We start from the raw sequence: 16,738 nt of genomic DNA, 5'->3' as shown, positions 1-16,738 counted from the left end.
CGCCGCGAGGATTTCCCGATGTCTCAGTTTTTCATCAAACGCCCGAACTTTGCCTGGGTGGTGGCGTTGTTCATCTCTCTGGCCGGTCTGCTGGTCATCCCGATGCTGCCGGTGGCGCAGTACCCCAATGTCGCGCCGCCGCAAATCAGGGTAACGGCTACCTATCCTGGTGCCTCGGCGAAAGTGTTGGTGGACTCGGTCACCAGCGTGATCGAGGAGTCGCTCAATGGCGCCAAGGACCTGCTCTATTTTGAGTCGACTAACAACTCCAACGGCATCGCCGAGATCGTGGTCACCTTCCAGCCCGGCACTGATCCGCAGCTGGCCCAGGTGGATGTGCAGAACCGCCTGAAAAAGGCCGAAGCACGTATGCCGCAAGCCGTACTTACCCAAGGGCTGGAGGTGGAGCAGACCAGTGCCGGTTTCCTGCTGATCTATGCGCTCAATTACAAGGAAGGCACCCAGCACAGCGATACGACCGCTCTGGGTGACTATGCCGCACGCAACATCAACAACGAACTGCGCCGGGTGCCGGGCGTCGGCAAGCTGCAATTCTTCTCCTCTGAAGCAGCCATGCGCGTCTGGATCGACCCGCAGAAACTGGTGGGTTACGGGCTGTCCATCGACGACGTGAGCACAGCCATCCGCGGGCAGAATGTGCAGGTGCCGGCCGGCAGCTTCGGCAGTACGCCGACCAGCAGCCAGCAGGAACTGACTGCCACGCTGGCGGTGAAAGGTACTCTGGATAATCCGGAAGAATTCGCACGTATCGTTCTGCGCGCCAACGAGGACGGCTCGACGGTCAAACTGGCGGATGTCGCCCGCGTGGAAGTCGGCCAGGAGAGTTACAACTTCAACTCGCGTCTGAACGGCAGACCGGCGGTAGCGGCGGCGATTCAATTGTCCCCCGGCGCCAATGCGATCCAGACCGCGACGGCCGTCAAGGAACGCCTGGCCGAACTGTCGGCCTACTTCCCGGACGACGTGGAATACTCCGTCCCCTACGACACTTCGCGTTTTGTCGATGTCGCTATCGAGAAGGTGATCCATACCTTGATCGAGGCGATGGTGCTGGTATTCCTGGTGATGTTCTTGTTCCTGCAGAATATCCGCTACACGTTGATCCCCTCGATTGTGGTGCCGGTGTGTTTGCTGGGCACGCTGCTGATGATGTATCTGCTGGGCTTCTCGGTGAACATGATGACCATGTTCGGCATGGTGCTCGCGATCGGCATTCTGGTGGACGACGCCATCGTGGTGGTGGAGAACGTTGAACGGATCATGGCCGAGGAGGGGCTGTCTCCGGTCGACGCCACGGTCAAAGCGATGGGACAAGTATCGGGAGCGATCATCGGCATCACCCTGGTGCTGTCGGCGGTGTTCATGCCACTGGCGTTCATGTCCGGCTCGGTGGGTGTGATCTACCAGCAGTTCTCGGTGTCGCTGGCGGTGTCGATTCTGTTCTCGGGCTTCCTGGCGCTGACGTTCACTCCGGCGTTGTGTGCCACGCTGCTCAAGCCGATTCCACAAGGACACAATGAGAAACGCGGGTTCTTCGGCGCCTTCAACCGTGGCTTCGCCCGGCTTACCGAGCGTTACTCGATCCTGAACAACGGGCTGGTGTCGCGTGCCGGCCGGATGATGTTGGTGTACGTGGGCATCATCGCGATGCTCGGTTACTTCTACCTGCGCTTGCCGGAGTCGTTTGTGCCCGTGGAGGACCAGGGCTACATGATTGTCGACGTCCAGTTGCCACCGGGCGCGACCCGTACTCGTACCGAAGCCACCGGCGAACAGCTGGAGCGGTTCCTCGCCTCTCGTGACGCGGTCAAGTCGACGTTCCTGGTGTCGGGTTTCAGTTTTTCCGGGATGGGCGATAACGCGGCGCTGGCATTCCCGGTGTTCAAGGACTGGTCGCTGCGTGGTGAAGATCAATCGGCCATGGCGGAAGTCATGGCGCTGAACGAGCAATTTGCCGTTACCAACGACGGCGCGGTGATGGCGGTGCCTCCGCCACCGATTGATGGCCTGGGCAACTCCGGTGGTTTTGCGCTGCGCCTGCAGGATCGCGCCGGCCTGGGCCGCGCAGCATTGATCGCAGCCCGCGATCAGTTGCTAGGGCAGGCCAACGGCAACCCGAAAATCCTCTACGCAATGATGGAAGGCCTGGCCGAGTCGCCGCAATTGCGGGTGGTGATCGACCGTGACAAGGCCCGCACCCTGGGTGTGAGTTTCGAGTCGATCAGTCGTGCATTGTCAGCCGCGTTCGGTTCGGAGGTGATCAACGACTTCACCAACGCCGGCCGTCAGCAGCGTGTGGTGGTGCAGGCCGAGCAGGGCGACCGGATGACCCCGGAAAGCGTGCTCAAACTTTACGTGCATAACAGCGCGGGCAATCTGGTGCCGCTCAGCGCCTTCGTCACCACCCATTGGGAAGAAGGTCCGGTGCAACTGGTGCGCTACAACGGTTATCCGTCGATTAGGATCGTCGGTGACGCCGGGCCGGGATACAGCACCGGTGAAGCCATGGCGGAAATCGAGCGCATCGCCGCGCAATTGCCGGCGGGTTTCAGCTACGAGTGGACCGGGCTGTCGTATCAGGAAAAGGTCTCCAGCGGTCAGGCGACGCAACTGTTCGCGCTCGCGATCCTGGTGGTGTTCCTGTTGCTGGTCGCGCTCTATGAGAGCTGGGCAATTCCCCTGACCGTGATGCTGATCGTGCCTATCGGTGCCATCGGAGCGGTACTCGCGGTGATGGTCGCCGGCATGCCCAACGACGTGTATTTCAAGGTGGGGCTGATCACCATCATCGGTTTGGCAGCGAAGAACGCGATCCTCATCGTCGAGTTCGCCAAAGAACTGTGGGAGAAAGGTTATAGCCTGCGTGACGCTGCCATCGAGGCCGCACGCCTGCGCTTCCGGCCGATTGTCATGACCTCCATGGCCTTCATCCTCGGCGTGGTGCCGTTGGCGCTGGCGACCGGTGCAGGTGCGGCCAGCCAGCGTGCGATCGGAACCGGCGTGATCGGCGGCATGCTCAGCGCGACGTTGCTGGGCGTGCTGTTCGTGCCGGTCTGCTTTGTCTGGGTGCTGTCATTGCTGCGCAGCAAACCGGCTCCTGTTGAACAACCAGCCCTGGCCCAGGAGTGATTCCATGCGTATCTCAGCTCTTTCTACGCTTCTGATCGCCATGGCCCTGGGCGGTTGCTCGCTGGCGCCCACTTATGAACGTCCCGTTGCGCCGGTTGCAGACAACTGGGCGGGTGAGTCCGCGCAGCGGGGCAGCCCGATCAATCAACTGGTGTGGCAGACGTTTATCGTCGATCCGGACCTGCGCCGCCTGGTGGTGATCGCACTGGGCAACAATCGCTCGCTGCGCCAGACACTTCTGGACATCGAGCAGGCCCGTGCGCAATACCGAATCCAGCGTGCCGATCAGGTACCGGGTTTGAATGCGAACGCAGCGGGAAATCGCCAGCGCTTGCCGGCGGACTTGGCCAACAACGGCAGATCGGGGGTTGTCAGCAACTATCAGGTCGGCCTGTCACTGCCCGAGTACGAACTTGATCTGTTCGGTCGAGTGAAGAGCCTCAGTGACTCCGCGCTGCAAGAATACCTGGCCACCGAAGAAGCTGCCCGCGCCGCGCAGATCGCCCTGATTGCCGAAGTCAGCCAGGCTTATCTGGTTCACGATGGCGCCCGGCGTCGCCTGGATCTGACGCAACAAACCTTGATCAGCCGGGAATACTCGTTCGCCCTGATCAGCCAGCGCCGCTCGAACGGGGCGGCGACCGCGCTGGACTTCCAGGAGGCGTTGGGGCTGGTGGAGCAATCGCGCGCAGAACAGGAAAGCAATCTGCGCCAGAAACAGCAGGCCTTCAATGCGTTGGTACTGTTGCTCGGAACCAAAGACGCTGCGAAGTCGATTCCCGAACGGTTGCAAAAGGAGCCGATGCTGGTTCAGGACATCGCACCTGATACCACCTCGACGCTGATTGAACGTCGACCGGACATTCTCGCCGCCGAGCATCGCCTGCAGGCGCGCAATGCCGATATTGGCGCGGCGCGTGCGGCGTTTTTCCCGCGTATCAGTCTGACGGGCAGTTTCGGAACCTCCAGCGCGCAAATGTCCGGTTTGTTTGAGGGTGGCTCACGGTCCTGGAGCTTTGTGCCGAACCTTTCGATGCCGTTGTTCGATGCCGGCCGCAACCGTGCAGGGCTGAGCCTGGCCGAAGCTCGCAAGGACTCTGCGGTGGCGGCGTATGAGGGCACGATTCAGACGGCGTTTCGCGAGGTGGCCGATGCACTGGCAGCGACCGACACCTTGCGCCGGGAAGAAGCCGCCCGGCGCGCGCTGGCCAACACCAGCAGCGAGACGTTGAAACTGGCCAAGGCCCGTTATGAAGGCGGTATCGACAGTCACCTGCGTTACCTCGACGCCCAGCGCACCAGCTTCGTCAACGAGACCGGATTTATCGAGGTCAGCACTCAGCGACAAATTGCCTTGGTCGATCTGTTCCGCTCGCTGGGTGGGGGATGGTCACAGCAAGCAAAGGCCAGATAAGACGCAGGCAAGAGCTCCTTGGGTTGGCGCATCCAACCTGCTTTTTAGCCCCGTGGACCGTCAGGTCGCGGGGCTCTTTTTTGGAGGAGAGAAGGGGGATGATTTAGGACGTGCTACGCCGGCAGCGCCATGCAAGAACATCTGCTCCAGCACATTGGCTGAGTTGGCACTTGCCGCGCGCCCACGGCGCTCCGCATCGACCATGCCGAAGATCATGGTCAGGAACAGTTCAGTGAAGACCGCCGCGGTGACATCGATGCGGAAGGCCCCTAATTGCTGGCCGCGAAGAAAGAATGCATCAAGGGCATCCGCATAAGACTGCCAACGGTCGCCTTCACCATTTACCGCGAAAGTGTCGGGGCGATATTGAAAAAGCAGGAAGACCAGCATTTCACGATGCGCCAGATGCTCATTGATCAGACCTCGCAGGGCCTCTACAGGCTCACCGTGCAATAAGTCGGTCGTGGTGGTGATCTGATTGAGCACAGTTTCACCGTGGCTTTCCATCATCTGCACCAGGTTGTCACGGGTGCCGCAGAAGCGGTGCAACGTGGCCTTGCTCACTCCGGCGGCTTCAGCCAGTTCCTTGAGCGTCGCCCGAGGGCGATCAACGATGGCCAGGGCCAACGCCTTGATGAGTCTTTCGTCTTGGGGAGTCAGGGACATCAGGAGGTCTCAGATCAATTTCAATGGCCAGAATTGTGCAGGAAAAGCTCATTACTGCAACGAAAACCACGGAACAGGAGATAAATAAATCATTTGAAACACTATCCGCTCACATGAAGCCTCAGGAAATCTTTCGCCTCATTTCACCATGCTCTCAACCGTGCACCTAGCAGCCAGACAATCATCCTGTCCGCACGTTCTGGAGAGTCATGATCTGCATATTTTGTGGCGTGATCTGCAAAGCTTTTGCATCTGCCAGTGCCCAGAATCGAACCCTCAATAACAAAAGACACTGCATTTGGCTCCAGCCGAATGACGGAGGTTTTCGATGCGCCCATTCCTTTTTTCCTGCCTGGCCGTGACGCTGATCTCAGTCGCCGTCTATTCAATCTATTGCTTCTACTCCATAGGTTCCTTTGGCGCGTGGGGTTCAGCAATTTCAAGCCTTGTGGCTAGCTCTCAGCCCAATTATCCACTTGCCCACTTCGGCGAAATCTTCAGAAATTTTTAATACCCGTAGACCAACGAGCGCACTTGCGATTGTTCGGTGCCGGCAACAGAGCCGTTTTTTTAAATGCAAAGCATCAGTTTGAAGTCCTGGTAACGACACTTAAGGATCCCCAATGTGCGACCTGATCCACTATTGCCTTGAAGACGGTCTGGCCCTGATCGGAATGGCCCATCCGCCGGTCAACGCGCTCAGCCAATCTCTGCGCGCCGCCCTCATCGGTGCCTGCGAACGCGCTGCCGCAGATGACAAAGTGCAGGCCATTATTCTCTATGGCGAGCAAGGTCTGTTTAGTGCCGGTGCCGACATTACTGAATTTGGCACCGATGCCTCCTTCTCCAGGCCGGATCTTCCCAACACACTGGTGCGCCTGACCGAAATCCACAAACCATTGATTGCCGCGATCGGCAAGCTGGCGCTTGGCGGTGGCTTGGAGCTGGCCTTGGCTTGCGGATACCGGATTGCTGAGCCCGGCACCCGTGTTGGATTGTCGGAAATAAACCTGGGACTGCTGCCTGGCGCTGGGGGAACTCAGCGCTTACCGAGACTGATCGGCGCTGAGTCGACACTGAACCTGATTCTGTCGGGTGAACAGATAGACGCTGTACGCGCTCGCAGGCTGGGCATTCTCGACCGCATAGCAGCCAGTACAGAGCAGTTGCTTGATGAGGCACGTGCTTATGCTAACGAGCTGATCGACTGCTGTGCCCCGGCACGGCCGGCGGATGCATGGCCGAAACCGGCCGAGGACCTTCCGGACGATTTCCTCGCCCGTTATCGCGCCGAGCATGAACCGCTTTGGAAAAGCCGGCTGGCCCCGCGTCTGGTGCTCTCTGCACTGGAAGCCGCTTGCCTGCTGCCGCTGGAAGAAGGACTCGCCCGAGAACTGACGTTGTTCAAGCATGCCGAGGCTTCCCGTCAATCGAAGGCGCTGCGTCATGTGTTCTTCGCCGAGCGCGAAGCCAGGAAAATCCCGGGCATCGAGGCAGACATTACGCTGCGCAAGATCGAAAAGGTTGCGGTCATTGGGGCGGGCACCATGGGGGGCGGCATTGCCATGAACTTCGTCAACGCCGGTATGCCCGTAGCCTTGCTAGAACTTGAGGGGCAGGCATTGGACCGCGGCCTGATGCAGATCCGCAAGAATTACGGGATCAGTGTCAAACGCGGGAAGATGACCACAGATGAGTTGGAGCAGCGTATGGATCTGCTGTTTGGCACTCTTGACTACGAGGATCTGGCTGACGCGGACCTGGTGATCGAAGCCGTGTTCGAAAATCTGGAGGTCAAACAGCAGGTATTCCGCAACTTGGAAAAGATCTGCAAGCCTGGCGCCGTATTGGCGACAAACACATCATCGCTCGATGTCGACGCTATCGCGGCATCGGTCTCCCGCCCGCAGGACGTGATCGGACTGCACTTCTTCAGCCCGGCCAATGTCATGCGCTTGCTGGAAGTAGTACGAGGCAAAGACACCGCGCCAGACGTTGTGGCGACCACCATGATGATCGCCAAGCGTATTGGCAAGTTGCCGGTGATTTCCGGCGTCTGCTTTGGTTTCATCGGCAACCGCATGCTCGAACCCTACGCACGCGAAGCCCATCGCCTGGTACTGGAGGGCGCCACACCGGCGCAGGTGGACGGGGTGCTCACCGCGCTGGACTTGAATATGGGCGTCTTCAGCATGTTGGACCTTGCCGGCATCGATGTGAGTTTCCTGATGCGCGACTCGAATCGCGCGGCCATTGCCCATGATGAAAGTTACTGCCGACTCGGCGAGGAGCTTTATGCCCTGGGGCGATACGGCCAAAAGACCGGGCGGGGTTTCTACCTCTATGAAGGGCGCGACCGTAAGGAAGACTACGAGGTCGTTGCACTGGCGGAGCGTCTTGCCGGTGAGCTGCGTGTTTCCCGGCGCTCCATTGAAGATCAGGAAATCCATGATCGCTGCCTGTTCATGCTGATCAATGAAGGCATCCAGTTGTTGGACGAAGGCATCGCTTTGCGGGCGAGCGATATCGATCTGGTGTGGATCAATGGCTACGGTTTTCCCGCCCATCTCGGCGGCCCCATGCATTACGCCGAACAATTGGGCCTGGAAAAGGTGCTGGCCGGTATCCAGCACTATCACCATGCCCTCGGTGATTACGGCGAGATGTGGTTTCAGCCAGCACCGCTGCTGGAACGGTTGGTCGCTGCAGGCAAAAACCGCATCGAAAAAATCTGATATTCCCTCTCGCTTCGGTATTAGGACGAGCCAGGTGGACGACCACGCATCGTCTCACCTGGCCCGCTCTCGGAGGGAGAGGGAACCCCACACGCATGAAAGGTATCCCCATGACAGACATCGCCATCCGCTCCGTCGCCCGCATGCTGTTCGAGGTGTGCCGATGAAACACGATTTCGCCCAGGGTTTCTCCCTTGCCAACAGGACCGTCCTGATCACCGGCGCCTCTAGCGGCATAGGTGCGCATCTGGCGCGGCTGGCTGCACGCGCCGGTGCTCGCGTGGTGCTAGCCGCCCGGCGTGTGGAACGGCTGGAACAGGTCGCCCAGGATATTGAGTGGGAGGGCGGCCAAGCGTTTTCGGTCGCCCTTGATGTCACTGATCGGGCCAGCGTCGAGGCGGCTTTCGATGCCGCCGAAGCACACTTCGGTGTGGTTGATGTAGTGCTTAACAATGCCGGCATCGGCAACGGTCAGCGCCCGCTGGAGATCAACGAAGAAGATTGGCGCGCTATGCTGGCAACCAACCTTGATGGAGTCTGGCGCGTTGCCCAGATCGCCGGACAACGGATGGCCAAGGCCGATCGTGGCGGCAGCATCGTCAACGTCGCATCGATACTTGGCCTGCGTGTCGCCACCGGTTACAGCCATTACTGTGTAGCGAAAGCTGGCGTGGTGCAGTTGACCAAGTCGCTGGCGTTGGAACTCGCGCGCTACAGGATCCGGGTCAACGCCATAGCGCCGGGCTACTTCAAGACGGAGATGAATGAAGCTTTCTTCGATAGTGAGCGGGGTAACAGCTATATCCGTGAGCTGATTCCAATGCGTCGATTGGGCAAGCTCCACGAGCTGGAGGGACCATTTCTACTGCTTGCCAGCGATGCCGGTGCGTTCATGACCGGCAGCGTTTTGGCCGTGGATGGAGGTCATCTCGTCAGCAGTATGTGAGCAATCGGTTAAAAAGGGGATCTACGAGATCCCCATTCATACCTGCTCGCGAAATCGGGCCGTTAGCCTCAGTGATGCTTGATCAGGCCTCAGTGACTGGCCACAAACAGCGCCAGTGCTTTGCATGCCGTTTCGGTTTCCGTCTCCAGCCGCCCGACATCTCCATGGGCAGACCAAGCGATGATCAGCCCATCGACCAGATGAATAAGCAGGCGACTCGTGGCTTTCAAAGAGGGCTTGTCGAGTTGCGCGCCTATGGCTCGATCCATGACCCGCTCTGTTACTTCTGTCGCTACCGAGTAAATCTTGGTTGCCATTCCCGGGTTGTTGCGCATGGTCCAGAAGAACAGCTCACTTTGTGCCTTGGCCTCGTCGGGATGCAAGGTGAACCATTTGATTAACTGGCGAAGCATTTCCGCCGCCGTTTCAGCGGCGGTTATCCCGGCAGGGACTTGCTCCAGGGCCTGATGGGGCAAGTTGAAAAGAGACTCGTAGACCGCGTAAAAAAGGTCATCCTTGGTATGGAACACGTAGTGCAACGATGCCAGGGGACAGTTTGCGGCAGCAGCGATCCGTCGAGTCGTTGCATTGGCAACCCCATGTTCAGCAATCACCCTGACAGTCGCCTCTACAAAGTCCTGTCTGCGTAATTCAGCGCCCATTCTGGCCATTTCAAGCAATCTCCTGTTACTGCTGTCCCGCGTGCTAGAGGTTCGGCGTCAACGTCGGCGGATGCTACAGCATGACTGTTCGCCGAGTCATGAGCCGATGTGATCGGCGCATGGTTTTCTGTTTCCGATAACAGGCGTCCCTTGGTCCAATCCGCGGCCCTGAAATCGACTGGCGGATAATGCGTAACACTTGTTTCGTTAATTCACAAAAATGGTGCAACCTCCTGACACACTCTGGTGCGTAACCCAGTGCAGAGGTAGCGCGTTGCAGGTGCTGAAAAACTAACTTATTGATAAGAAACACAATTTGCTGGATTCCGTGGTTTGGCATATGACTTGCTTTGATCGTTCGACTTGGTCAATTGATCAAGTCGGATGACAAAGAGTGTGGCACAGCCCGATTCTTCCTTCCAGAAGGTCGCGCCGCCGGTTAAAAGCCCATGAGGATCTTTCAATGAAAGAAGTATTTGAGCGTCCAAGCGCCGGCATCTCCAACAGAAGTGGAGCCAGGCATCTGATCGTTGCGTTAGCGGTTTTAACCGCTATCGGCGCGGTTCAAGCTGCACAGAAGGATCCTGCGCTGCTCGGTACGAAGTTGACTCCGTTGGGAGGGGAGGTCGCGGCAAGTTCTGACGGAGCAATCCCGGCCTGGACACCGCCCGGCAAGCAGGATGAAGGCTGGAGTCACGGACAGGTGCGTGGCGAGCATTGGAAGTTCAAGAACGACAAACCGCTGTTCAGCATCAACTCCGGCAATGTCTCCCAATATGCAAGCAAGCTTTCACCCGGTCAGGTCGAACTGTTCAAGAAGATCCCGGGTTATCGGATGGATGTGTATCCGACTCGTCGTAGCTGCGGCGTTCCGAACTTTGTTGCTGACAACACCAAGCAGAATGTCGGCTTCGCCAAACTGGATGCCGACGGCCTGGCGCTTCAAGAAGCCCATGTTCCCGGTATTCCATTCCCGCTTCCCAGCACCGGTGCCGAGGTGATGTGGAACATGAAGATGCGCTACCGGGGTGTCGGTTTCGAAATGTCCAAGACCGTTTCAGGTCTCTCGCCGCGCAAGGGCAGTGACGACTGGCTGCGTACCTCTACGGACTGGTTCATGTATACGCCGTGGGGAGAAAAGGGCAGTGCGCTGTTCTCATCCTTCGATCGTCTGGAAGTCGCTACTTACTTCTCCTACTACGATCCCGCCGCCCTTGCCGGGCAAGCCGGTGTGGTGACGACCAAAGCTGGGGAGCAGGCCACCACTTTCTATTACTTCCCTGGCCAGCGCCGCGTACGTCGCATGCCGTCCTACTCCTACGATGCGCCGCAAATCGGTCTCGATAACCAGTACACGATTGATGAATCCAACGTGTTCTTTGGCCCTATGGACCGTTTCGACTGGAAGCTCATTGGCAAGCAGGAAATGTTGGTGCCTTACAACTCCTTCGGTGCGTATGACAACTCCGCCAAGATCGATGATGTGGCCAAGCGCGATTACATAGCACCTGAGTCACGTCGCTATGAGTTGCATCGCGTATGGGTCGTCGAAGCCACAGTCCGGCCAGGCATGCGGCACCAGGCACCAAAGCGGCTCTTCTATATCGATGAGGACAGCTGGAATGCCCTGATGGCGGTCGATTACGACAAGCAAGGGCAGATCTGGAAGGTTCGCGAAGGCTACACGATCCCGGTGTACGAGACAGGCTCCTGCGACATGGAGGCACAGGCTCAGTACAACCTGGTTGACGGTCGCTATCTGTACGACATGACGTCCATTGGCGTGGGCAAGGACGACCACCGGTGGCTCACCGAAAGCGCTGGAAACCCACGTCTGAAACGTGACTTCTACACCTCCGACAACCTGCGCGCTAACAGCGAACGCTAATCGCGGCTTTTCGAGAACTGACATGAAAAAAATAATTAGCCAAACCTCAGGTCTTGTCATTGCTTGTGCAACCCCTCTGGCCATGGCGTTTACCTTCGACGCCGAAAACATCCGTGGCTCATTCGACTCCACCATTGCCGTGGGCATGGGGCTGCGTACTGAATCGCGGGGCTGCAACCTGATCACCAGTGGCGCCGGCGGACACAATCCCCCCAGCGGGTGTCTTTCACCCAGCGCCGGCATCGGCGATCAGGGCGACTTGAACTACGACCGGGGCGACCTGTTCACCAACTACATCAAGGGAACCCATGAGCTGTTGCTGAAGTTCCCCGAGGACTACACCTTCATGGCACGCGGGAGTTGGATTCGTGACTTCGCCGCCACCGACACCAGTGGCGCCTTGTCAGCCAACACGCCTGAGGGTGTTGGCAGCGATGGCCTTACCAGCGCTGCCCGCGATGATCTTGAATTCAAGGCGCGCCTGCTGGATCTGTGGGTCAGCAAAAGCTTCGATGTGGGTGAACAACGCGTCCGTGCCCGCTTGGGTAACCAGGTGATCAATTGGGGCGAGAGTCTGTTCGCCGCCGGCGGCATCAACAACACCAACTCCTACGATGTCATGGCGCTTTCGCGGCCGGGCACGCAGCTTAAGGAAGCCTTGCTACCAGCGCCGATGTTGAGTCTTGCCTCGGGCCTCGGCTCGGGCGTCAACATTGAGGCTTATTGGCAGTTCCATTGGAACAAGAGTGAGGCGCCACCCGTGGGCAGCTACTGGTCAACCACCCATGCATTGGGTGAGGGCAGGGGTGCCTACGGATTTGACGAAAAGGATGCACGCAATAGCGGCCAATGGGGCATTTCGCTGCGTTGGCAGCCGGATAACACCGATCTGAACTTGGGGCTCTACGTGATGCGCTATCACGACAAGCTGCCGTCGCTGACCATGCAGGTGGATCCTGACACTTTTGCACTGGCGCAGACATGGGAGTACCCGGAAGACCGCATGCTGTATGGCGTCAGCGCCAATATGCCAATGGGTGACTGGGCCGTGGGCACGGAGCTGTCATATCGCCCCAAGGATGCGGTACCGCTCAACCCGGCTATTGATGCCTGTGCGAGCAACGGTGGGAAATGCTGGAAAGATGAGAAGAAGCTCCAATGGCACCTGACCGGCATCTACAGCATGACGCCCTCCAATTCCCCGACATTGCTTGACTTCACCGGCGCCAGCACGGGAACCCTGTTGACTGAATTGGTGATGGTGAAATATCCCGGTCTGCATAACAGCTACAACGGTGAGCCGATTTCTGCGGGCTTGAACACCTGGCAACTGGATCCGGCGACACCGCCGTCGGCCAAGGGCAACAAGACCTCCTCGGGCATCAGCGTTGATCTCAGTCTCACCTATGACAACACGTTGATTCCAGGGTGGCAGGTCACACCAGGGGTGTTCTATTCGCAGTCGCTCAAGGGGCGCACGCCAAACCTGTCGGCGACCTTCACCGAAGATGCCAGCAGCATGAACATGTACCTCAATTTCGTCCGCAACCCCGCGAGTTGGCAGGTATCCGTCAATTACGCGAAGTTCTTTGGGGGCAAGACGCCCTACGACCAACTGTTGCGTGATCGGGACTACGTCGGTCTTGTGGTTTCTCGAACCCTGTGAGGCGTGTAGTGAACAGTTCTTTGAAAATGTCGCAAACCAAGGTGCGTGGGATATTGCCACGCATCGAGGAGTGGTTCTTCACTCATCGCCTGCTCACGTTGGCAGGCCTGGCTGCTTTCACCCTCGCCATGGCCTGGTTTGCCGTGCAGTTGCGTATGGAGGCCGGGTTCGAAAAACAGCTTCCAATCGGCCATGAGTACATCGAAACCTTTGAGGCCTATCGCAATGACTTGCTGGGCGCGAATCGTCTGACGGTCGTGGTCAAGGCGCGCCAGGGGACAATGTGGACCAAGGCAGGGCTGACGCGTCTTTACGATGTCACCCAGGCGCTGATTTTTCTGCCCAATGTTTCGCGCAGCAGCGTGCGATCGCTGTGGACACCCAATGCTTTTGTCAACGAGATCACGGAGGAAGGGTTTCGTGCCGACCCGCTTGTACCGGGTACAGTGACCCCTGGAAGTCTCGACGATAACAGTATTGCCATGATTGCCGACTCGACGGCTCAGGGTGGCTTCATCGGTACTTTGGTTGCACGTGATCAGAGCAGCGCAATGATCACCGTCGACCTCAACGAGTTCGATGCCAGCGGAGAGCGTCTCGATTACGTGGTGTATAACCGGGTGCTGGAGCAAAAGATTCGCGGACAGTTCGAAGACAGTGACTTCGAAATCCAGATCATCGGCTTCGCCAAGCAGATTGGCGATATTGCTGATGGCGCCTCGGCGGTATTCGGGTTCTGCCTGCTGGCATTGCTGCTGACTGCCGCGGCGGTGTACTGGTACTGCCATTCGGTGCGTTTCACGCTGTTGGCGGTGGGGTGTTCGCTGGTTTCGTTGATCTGGCAATTCGGCAGCCTGCGCTTGCTCGGCTACGGGCTCGATCCGCTTGCCGTATTGGTGCCTTTCCTGGTGTTTGCCATTGGCGTATCTCACGGCGTTCAACAGATCAATTTCATCATCCGTGAAATCGCCTGCGGCAAGTCCGTGGAAGGTGCAGCTCGCGCCAGCTTCAGCGGTTTGCTGATCCCCGGCACTCTAGCGCTGGTGACCGCGTTCGTATCCTTCGTGACCCTGTTGATGATCCCGATTCCGATGGTGCGCGAGCTTGCGATCACCGCGTCGCTCGGGGTGGCTTTCAAGATCATCACGAACCTGGTGATGTTGCCGGTGGTGGCGTCGATGCTGCGCGTTGGTGCCGATTATGCCGCTGCCGAAGAAATCTCTCGGCAGCGCCGGGCCCGCTGGTTGCACGGCTTTGCCCGCCTGACCGAATGGCACAACGTGCGCTGGGTACTGGGCATGGCCGTGCTGATCTTTGTCACGGCGGCCTGGCAGAGCCATGATCGAGTCGTCGGTTCCCTGCAGGCAGGGGCACCTGAGTTGCGCGAGGACGCACGCTTCAATCGCGATGCGGTGTCCATCGCCAGTAACTATGACATCGGTCTGGACTGGCTCAGCGTGGTCTTCGAGGCCACGCCAGGCACCTCCGACGCAAGCCCGGCGAATGCGTGCGAGGACGTCGCGTTCGGCCAGTACCAGGACCGTTTCGTCTGGGCGATGCAGGGCGTGCCTGGGGTGGTGTCGGTCACTTCGTTTTCCAACAGCATGCGTCAGTTCAACGAGGGCTATAACGAGGGCAATCCGAAAATGAATGCGGTGCCCATCGATCCGACGAACTACTCATCGATGGCAGCCGAGGTGGCCCGTGTGCCTGGAATGATGCGCCCCGATTGCAGCATGACGGCCGTGCACCTGTTCCTGGCAGACCATAAAGCCACGACCATCCACAGGGTGATCGCCGCCGCCAAGGCGTTTCGCGCCGAGTTCACTCAGCCCGGCGTGAGCGTGCGCCTGGCCTCCGGCAATGCCGGGGTGATCGCCGCGATCAACGAAGAGGTAGAACGCAGCGAGCTGCCAATGATGCTCTACGTCTATGCCGCCATCGCTCTGCTGGTGTTTGTCGTCTACCGCGACTGGCGCGCCGTGCTGGTCTGCTGCCTGCCGCTGACACTGGGCACGTTCATCGGTTACTGGTTCATGAAGGAGCTGCAAATCGGACTGACCATTGCGACCTTGCCGGTGATGGTATTAGCCGTCGGCATCGGTGTGGATTACGCCTTCTACATCTACAACCGTCTGCAACTGCATCAGGCCCTCGGGCAGCCGATCACCAAGGCTGTCGAGCACGCGCTGCTGGAAGTGGGGGTGGCAACGATTTTTACCGCCATCACGCTGGCAGTGGGCGTGGCCACTTGGGCATTTTCCGATCTCAAGTTCCAGGCAGACATGGGCAAGCTGTTGGCCTTCATGTTCCTGGTCAACATGGTCATGGCCATGACCGTACTGCCGGCGTTCGCCGTGTGGCTGGAGCGGACATTCCCACGGCGGCGCCCGGTGCGCCTGATCGGCTCAATGGTGCATTGAGGAGACCCTATGCGAAACCTGATTCCTCTGATTGTTCTGCTGTTGCCGGCGTTGTTACAGGCCTCATCCTTGCCGGCCGTACCAGCGACACAAACCGGCAACGCCAGTGCCGCCACTCTGTTAAGTGCTACCTGGGCCAGTGAGCGAGCCGTTGCCGTCGGCGATCACGGCATGGTGTTGCTCTCCGACGACCACGGCCAGCACTTTCGTCAGGCGACTTCCGTGCCGCTGTCCACACCGTTGACCGGGGTCTCCTTCGTCGACGCGAGGCAAGGCTGGGCGGTCGGACACTGGGGCGTGATTCTGAATACCAGCGACGGCGGCGATGTCTGGCAGGTTCAACGATTGTCCAGTGCAGAAGACCGGCCATTGTTTGCAGTGCACTTCTTCAACGCAACGCAGGGCGTCGCGGTGGGGCTGTGGTCTCTGGTGCTGACAACCGACGACGGTGGCAAGACCTGGATCGAGCAGAAGCTGGATGCGCCACCGGGATCGAGTCGTGCCGACCTGAACCTGATGGGGCTTTTTACCGATGCGAAGGGGCAGTTATATGCCACGGCAGAACGCGGCCAGTTGTTGCGTTCCGATGATCAGGGCAAGCACTGGCGCTATCTCGATACCGGTTACAGCGGCACTTTGTGGACGGGGGCGGTCCTGAGCGACGGTTCGTTGCTGGTCGGCGGACAACGCGGCACGCTGCTGCACGGTTCCGCAGATGGCTTGAGCTGGAAACGCGTGCCTCTGCAAAGCAAGAGTTCGGTAACAGCCATCGATGTCTCCGGGAGAGAAGTCATCGCGGTGGGACTCGACGGTTTGATCGTACGCAGTGATGACGGCGGACAGAGCTTTCATGAGCAATCCAGCAGCGACGGTGTTTCTCTCACGGCGTTGCTGTTGAACAGCGACGGTTCACCCATTCTGTTTTCTCGACGAGGAATAGTCCCTCAGCGCTGATTCTGGCGCGATGTCGGGAGGCAGGCGCAATGCCTGCTTCCCAACCGTTTTGCTTCGCCACCTCTGAAAATTTCAGCTGATCTTCGGTCGGTTTTCGCGTGCCCGCAGGTGTTCTGTCACGCTCGAAATAATAAACATAACGAATGTTGCGTTAATTAATTTTGCTTGTTAGAGTCGATTGCAAATAACAAGACGCGGGAAGTTGCAAAGCGCAACGGCCTGCCATTCTCGATG

10 protein-coding genes are annotated in these 16,738 nt (G+C 58.6%); 8 read left to right on the top strand and 2 right to left on the bottom strand.

Annotation, left to right across the window (positions count from 1 at the left end; all coding sequences use genetic code 11):
* Window positions 1-18: 18 nt before the first annotated feature.
* Together NHU87_RS20155 and NHU87_RS20150 are read left to right on the top strand one after the other, a co-directional pair.
* The gene (locus NHU87_RS20155) at window positions 19-3,150 is read left to right on the top strand and encodes an efflux RND transporter permease subunit (RefSeq protein ID WP_253551903.1); all 3,132 of its coding nucleotides are present in this window, start codon (window positions 19-21) and stop codon (window positions 3,148-3,150) included.
* Between the two features lie 4 nt (window positions 3,151-3,154).
* Window positions 3,155-4,564: an efflux transporter outer membrane subunit gene (locus NHU87_RS20150; protein WP_253551901.1), complete on the top strand. Its 1,410-nt coding sequence runs from the start codon at window positions 3,155-3,157 to the stop codon at window positions 4,562-4,564.
* Between the two features lie 60 nt (window positions 4,565-4,624).
* Here the strand turns inward: NHU87_RS20150 and NHU87_RS20145 are convergent, their stop codons facing one another.
* Window positions 4,625-5,230, bottom strand: coding sequence for a TetR/AcrR family transcriptional regulator (locus tag NHU87_RS20145; RefSeq protein ID WP_253551899.1), 606 nt, complete (start codon window positions 5,228-5,230; stop codon window positions 4,625-4,627).
* A gap of 623 nt (window positions 5,231-5,853) precedes the next feature.
* Here NHU87_RS20145 and NHU87_RS20140 point away from each other — a divergent pair.
* A complete protein-coding gene (locus NHU87_RS20140) occupies window positions 5,854-7,965 on the top strand; it encodes a 3-hydroxyacyl-CoA dehydrogenase NAD-binding domain-containing protein (protein ID WP_253551896.1) in 2,112 nt (703 codons plus the stop codon).
* A 163-nt stretch (window positions 7,966-8,128) separates the two neighbouring features.
* On the top strand, window positions 8,129-8,911 hold the full coding sequence (locus tag NHU87_RS20135; protein WP_253551894.1) for an SDR family NAD(P)-dependent oxidoreductase: 783 nt from the start codon (window positions 8,129-8,131) through the stop codon (window positions 8,909-8,911).
* An 89-nt stretch (window positions 8,912-9,000) separates the two neighbouring features.
* On the opposite strand, the gene NHU87_RS20130 is transcribed toward NHU87_RS20135, so the two are convergent.
* On the bottom strand, window positions 9,001-9,582 hold the full coding sequence (locus tag NHU87_RS20130; protein WP_253551892.1) for a TetR/AcrR family transcriptional regulator: 582 nt from the start codon (window positions 9,580-9,582) through the stop codon (window positions 9,001-9,003).
* Between the two features lie 454 nt (window positions 9,583-10,036).
* On the opposite strand from NHU87_RS20130, the gene NHU87_RS20125 reads away from it, so the two are divergent.
* The 4 genes from NHU87_RS20125 to NHU87_RS20110 are packed head-to-tail and all read left to right on the top strand — an operon-like array spanning window position 10,037 to window position 16,504.
* The gene (locus NHU87_RS20125) at window positions 10,037-11,461 is read left to right on the top strand and encodes a DUF1329 domain-containing protein (RefSeq protein WP_253551890.1); all 1,425 of its coding nucleotides are present in this window, start codon (window positions 10,037-10,039) and stop codon (window positions 11,459-11,461) included.
* 22 nt (window positions 11,462-11,483) lie between these two features.
* Entirely contained in the window at window positions 11,484-13,127 is a 1,644-nt protein-coding gene (locus NHU87_RS20120) for a DUF1302 domain-containing protein (RefSeq protein ID WP_367399043.1), read from the top strand.
* A gap of 8 nt (window positions 13,128-13,135) precedes the next feature.
* Window positions 13,136-15,550 carry an efflux RND transporter permease subunit gene (locus tag NHU87_RS20115; protein WP_253551888.1) on the top strand — a complete coding sequence of 805 codons (2,415 nt, stop codon included), beginning with the start codon at window positions 13,136-13,138 and terminating at the stop codon, window positions 15,548-15,550.
* A gap of 9 nt (window positions 15,551-15,559) precedes the next feature.
* The gene (locus NHU87_RS20110; RefSeq protein ID WP_253551885.1) at window positions 15,560-16,504 is read left to right on the top strand and encodes a WD40/YVTN/BNR-like repeat-containing protein; all 945 of its coding nucleotides are present in this window, start codon (window positions 15,560-15,562) and stop codon (window positions 16,502-16,504) included.
* Window positions 16,505-16,738: the final 234 nt, after the last annotated feature.

The sequence above is a fragment of the Pseudomonas mandelii genome, assembly GCF_024138395.1.
GTDB classification, from domain to species: Bacteria; Pseudomonadota; Gammaproteobacteria; order Pseudomonadales; family Pseudomonadaceae; genus Aquipseudomonas; species Aquipseudomonas mandelii_E.
Note: the sequence above shows the minus strand (reverse complement) of the source record. Positions and strands in the feature narration are given on the sequence as shown.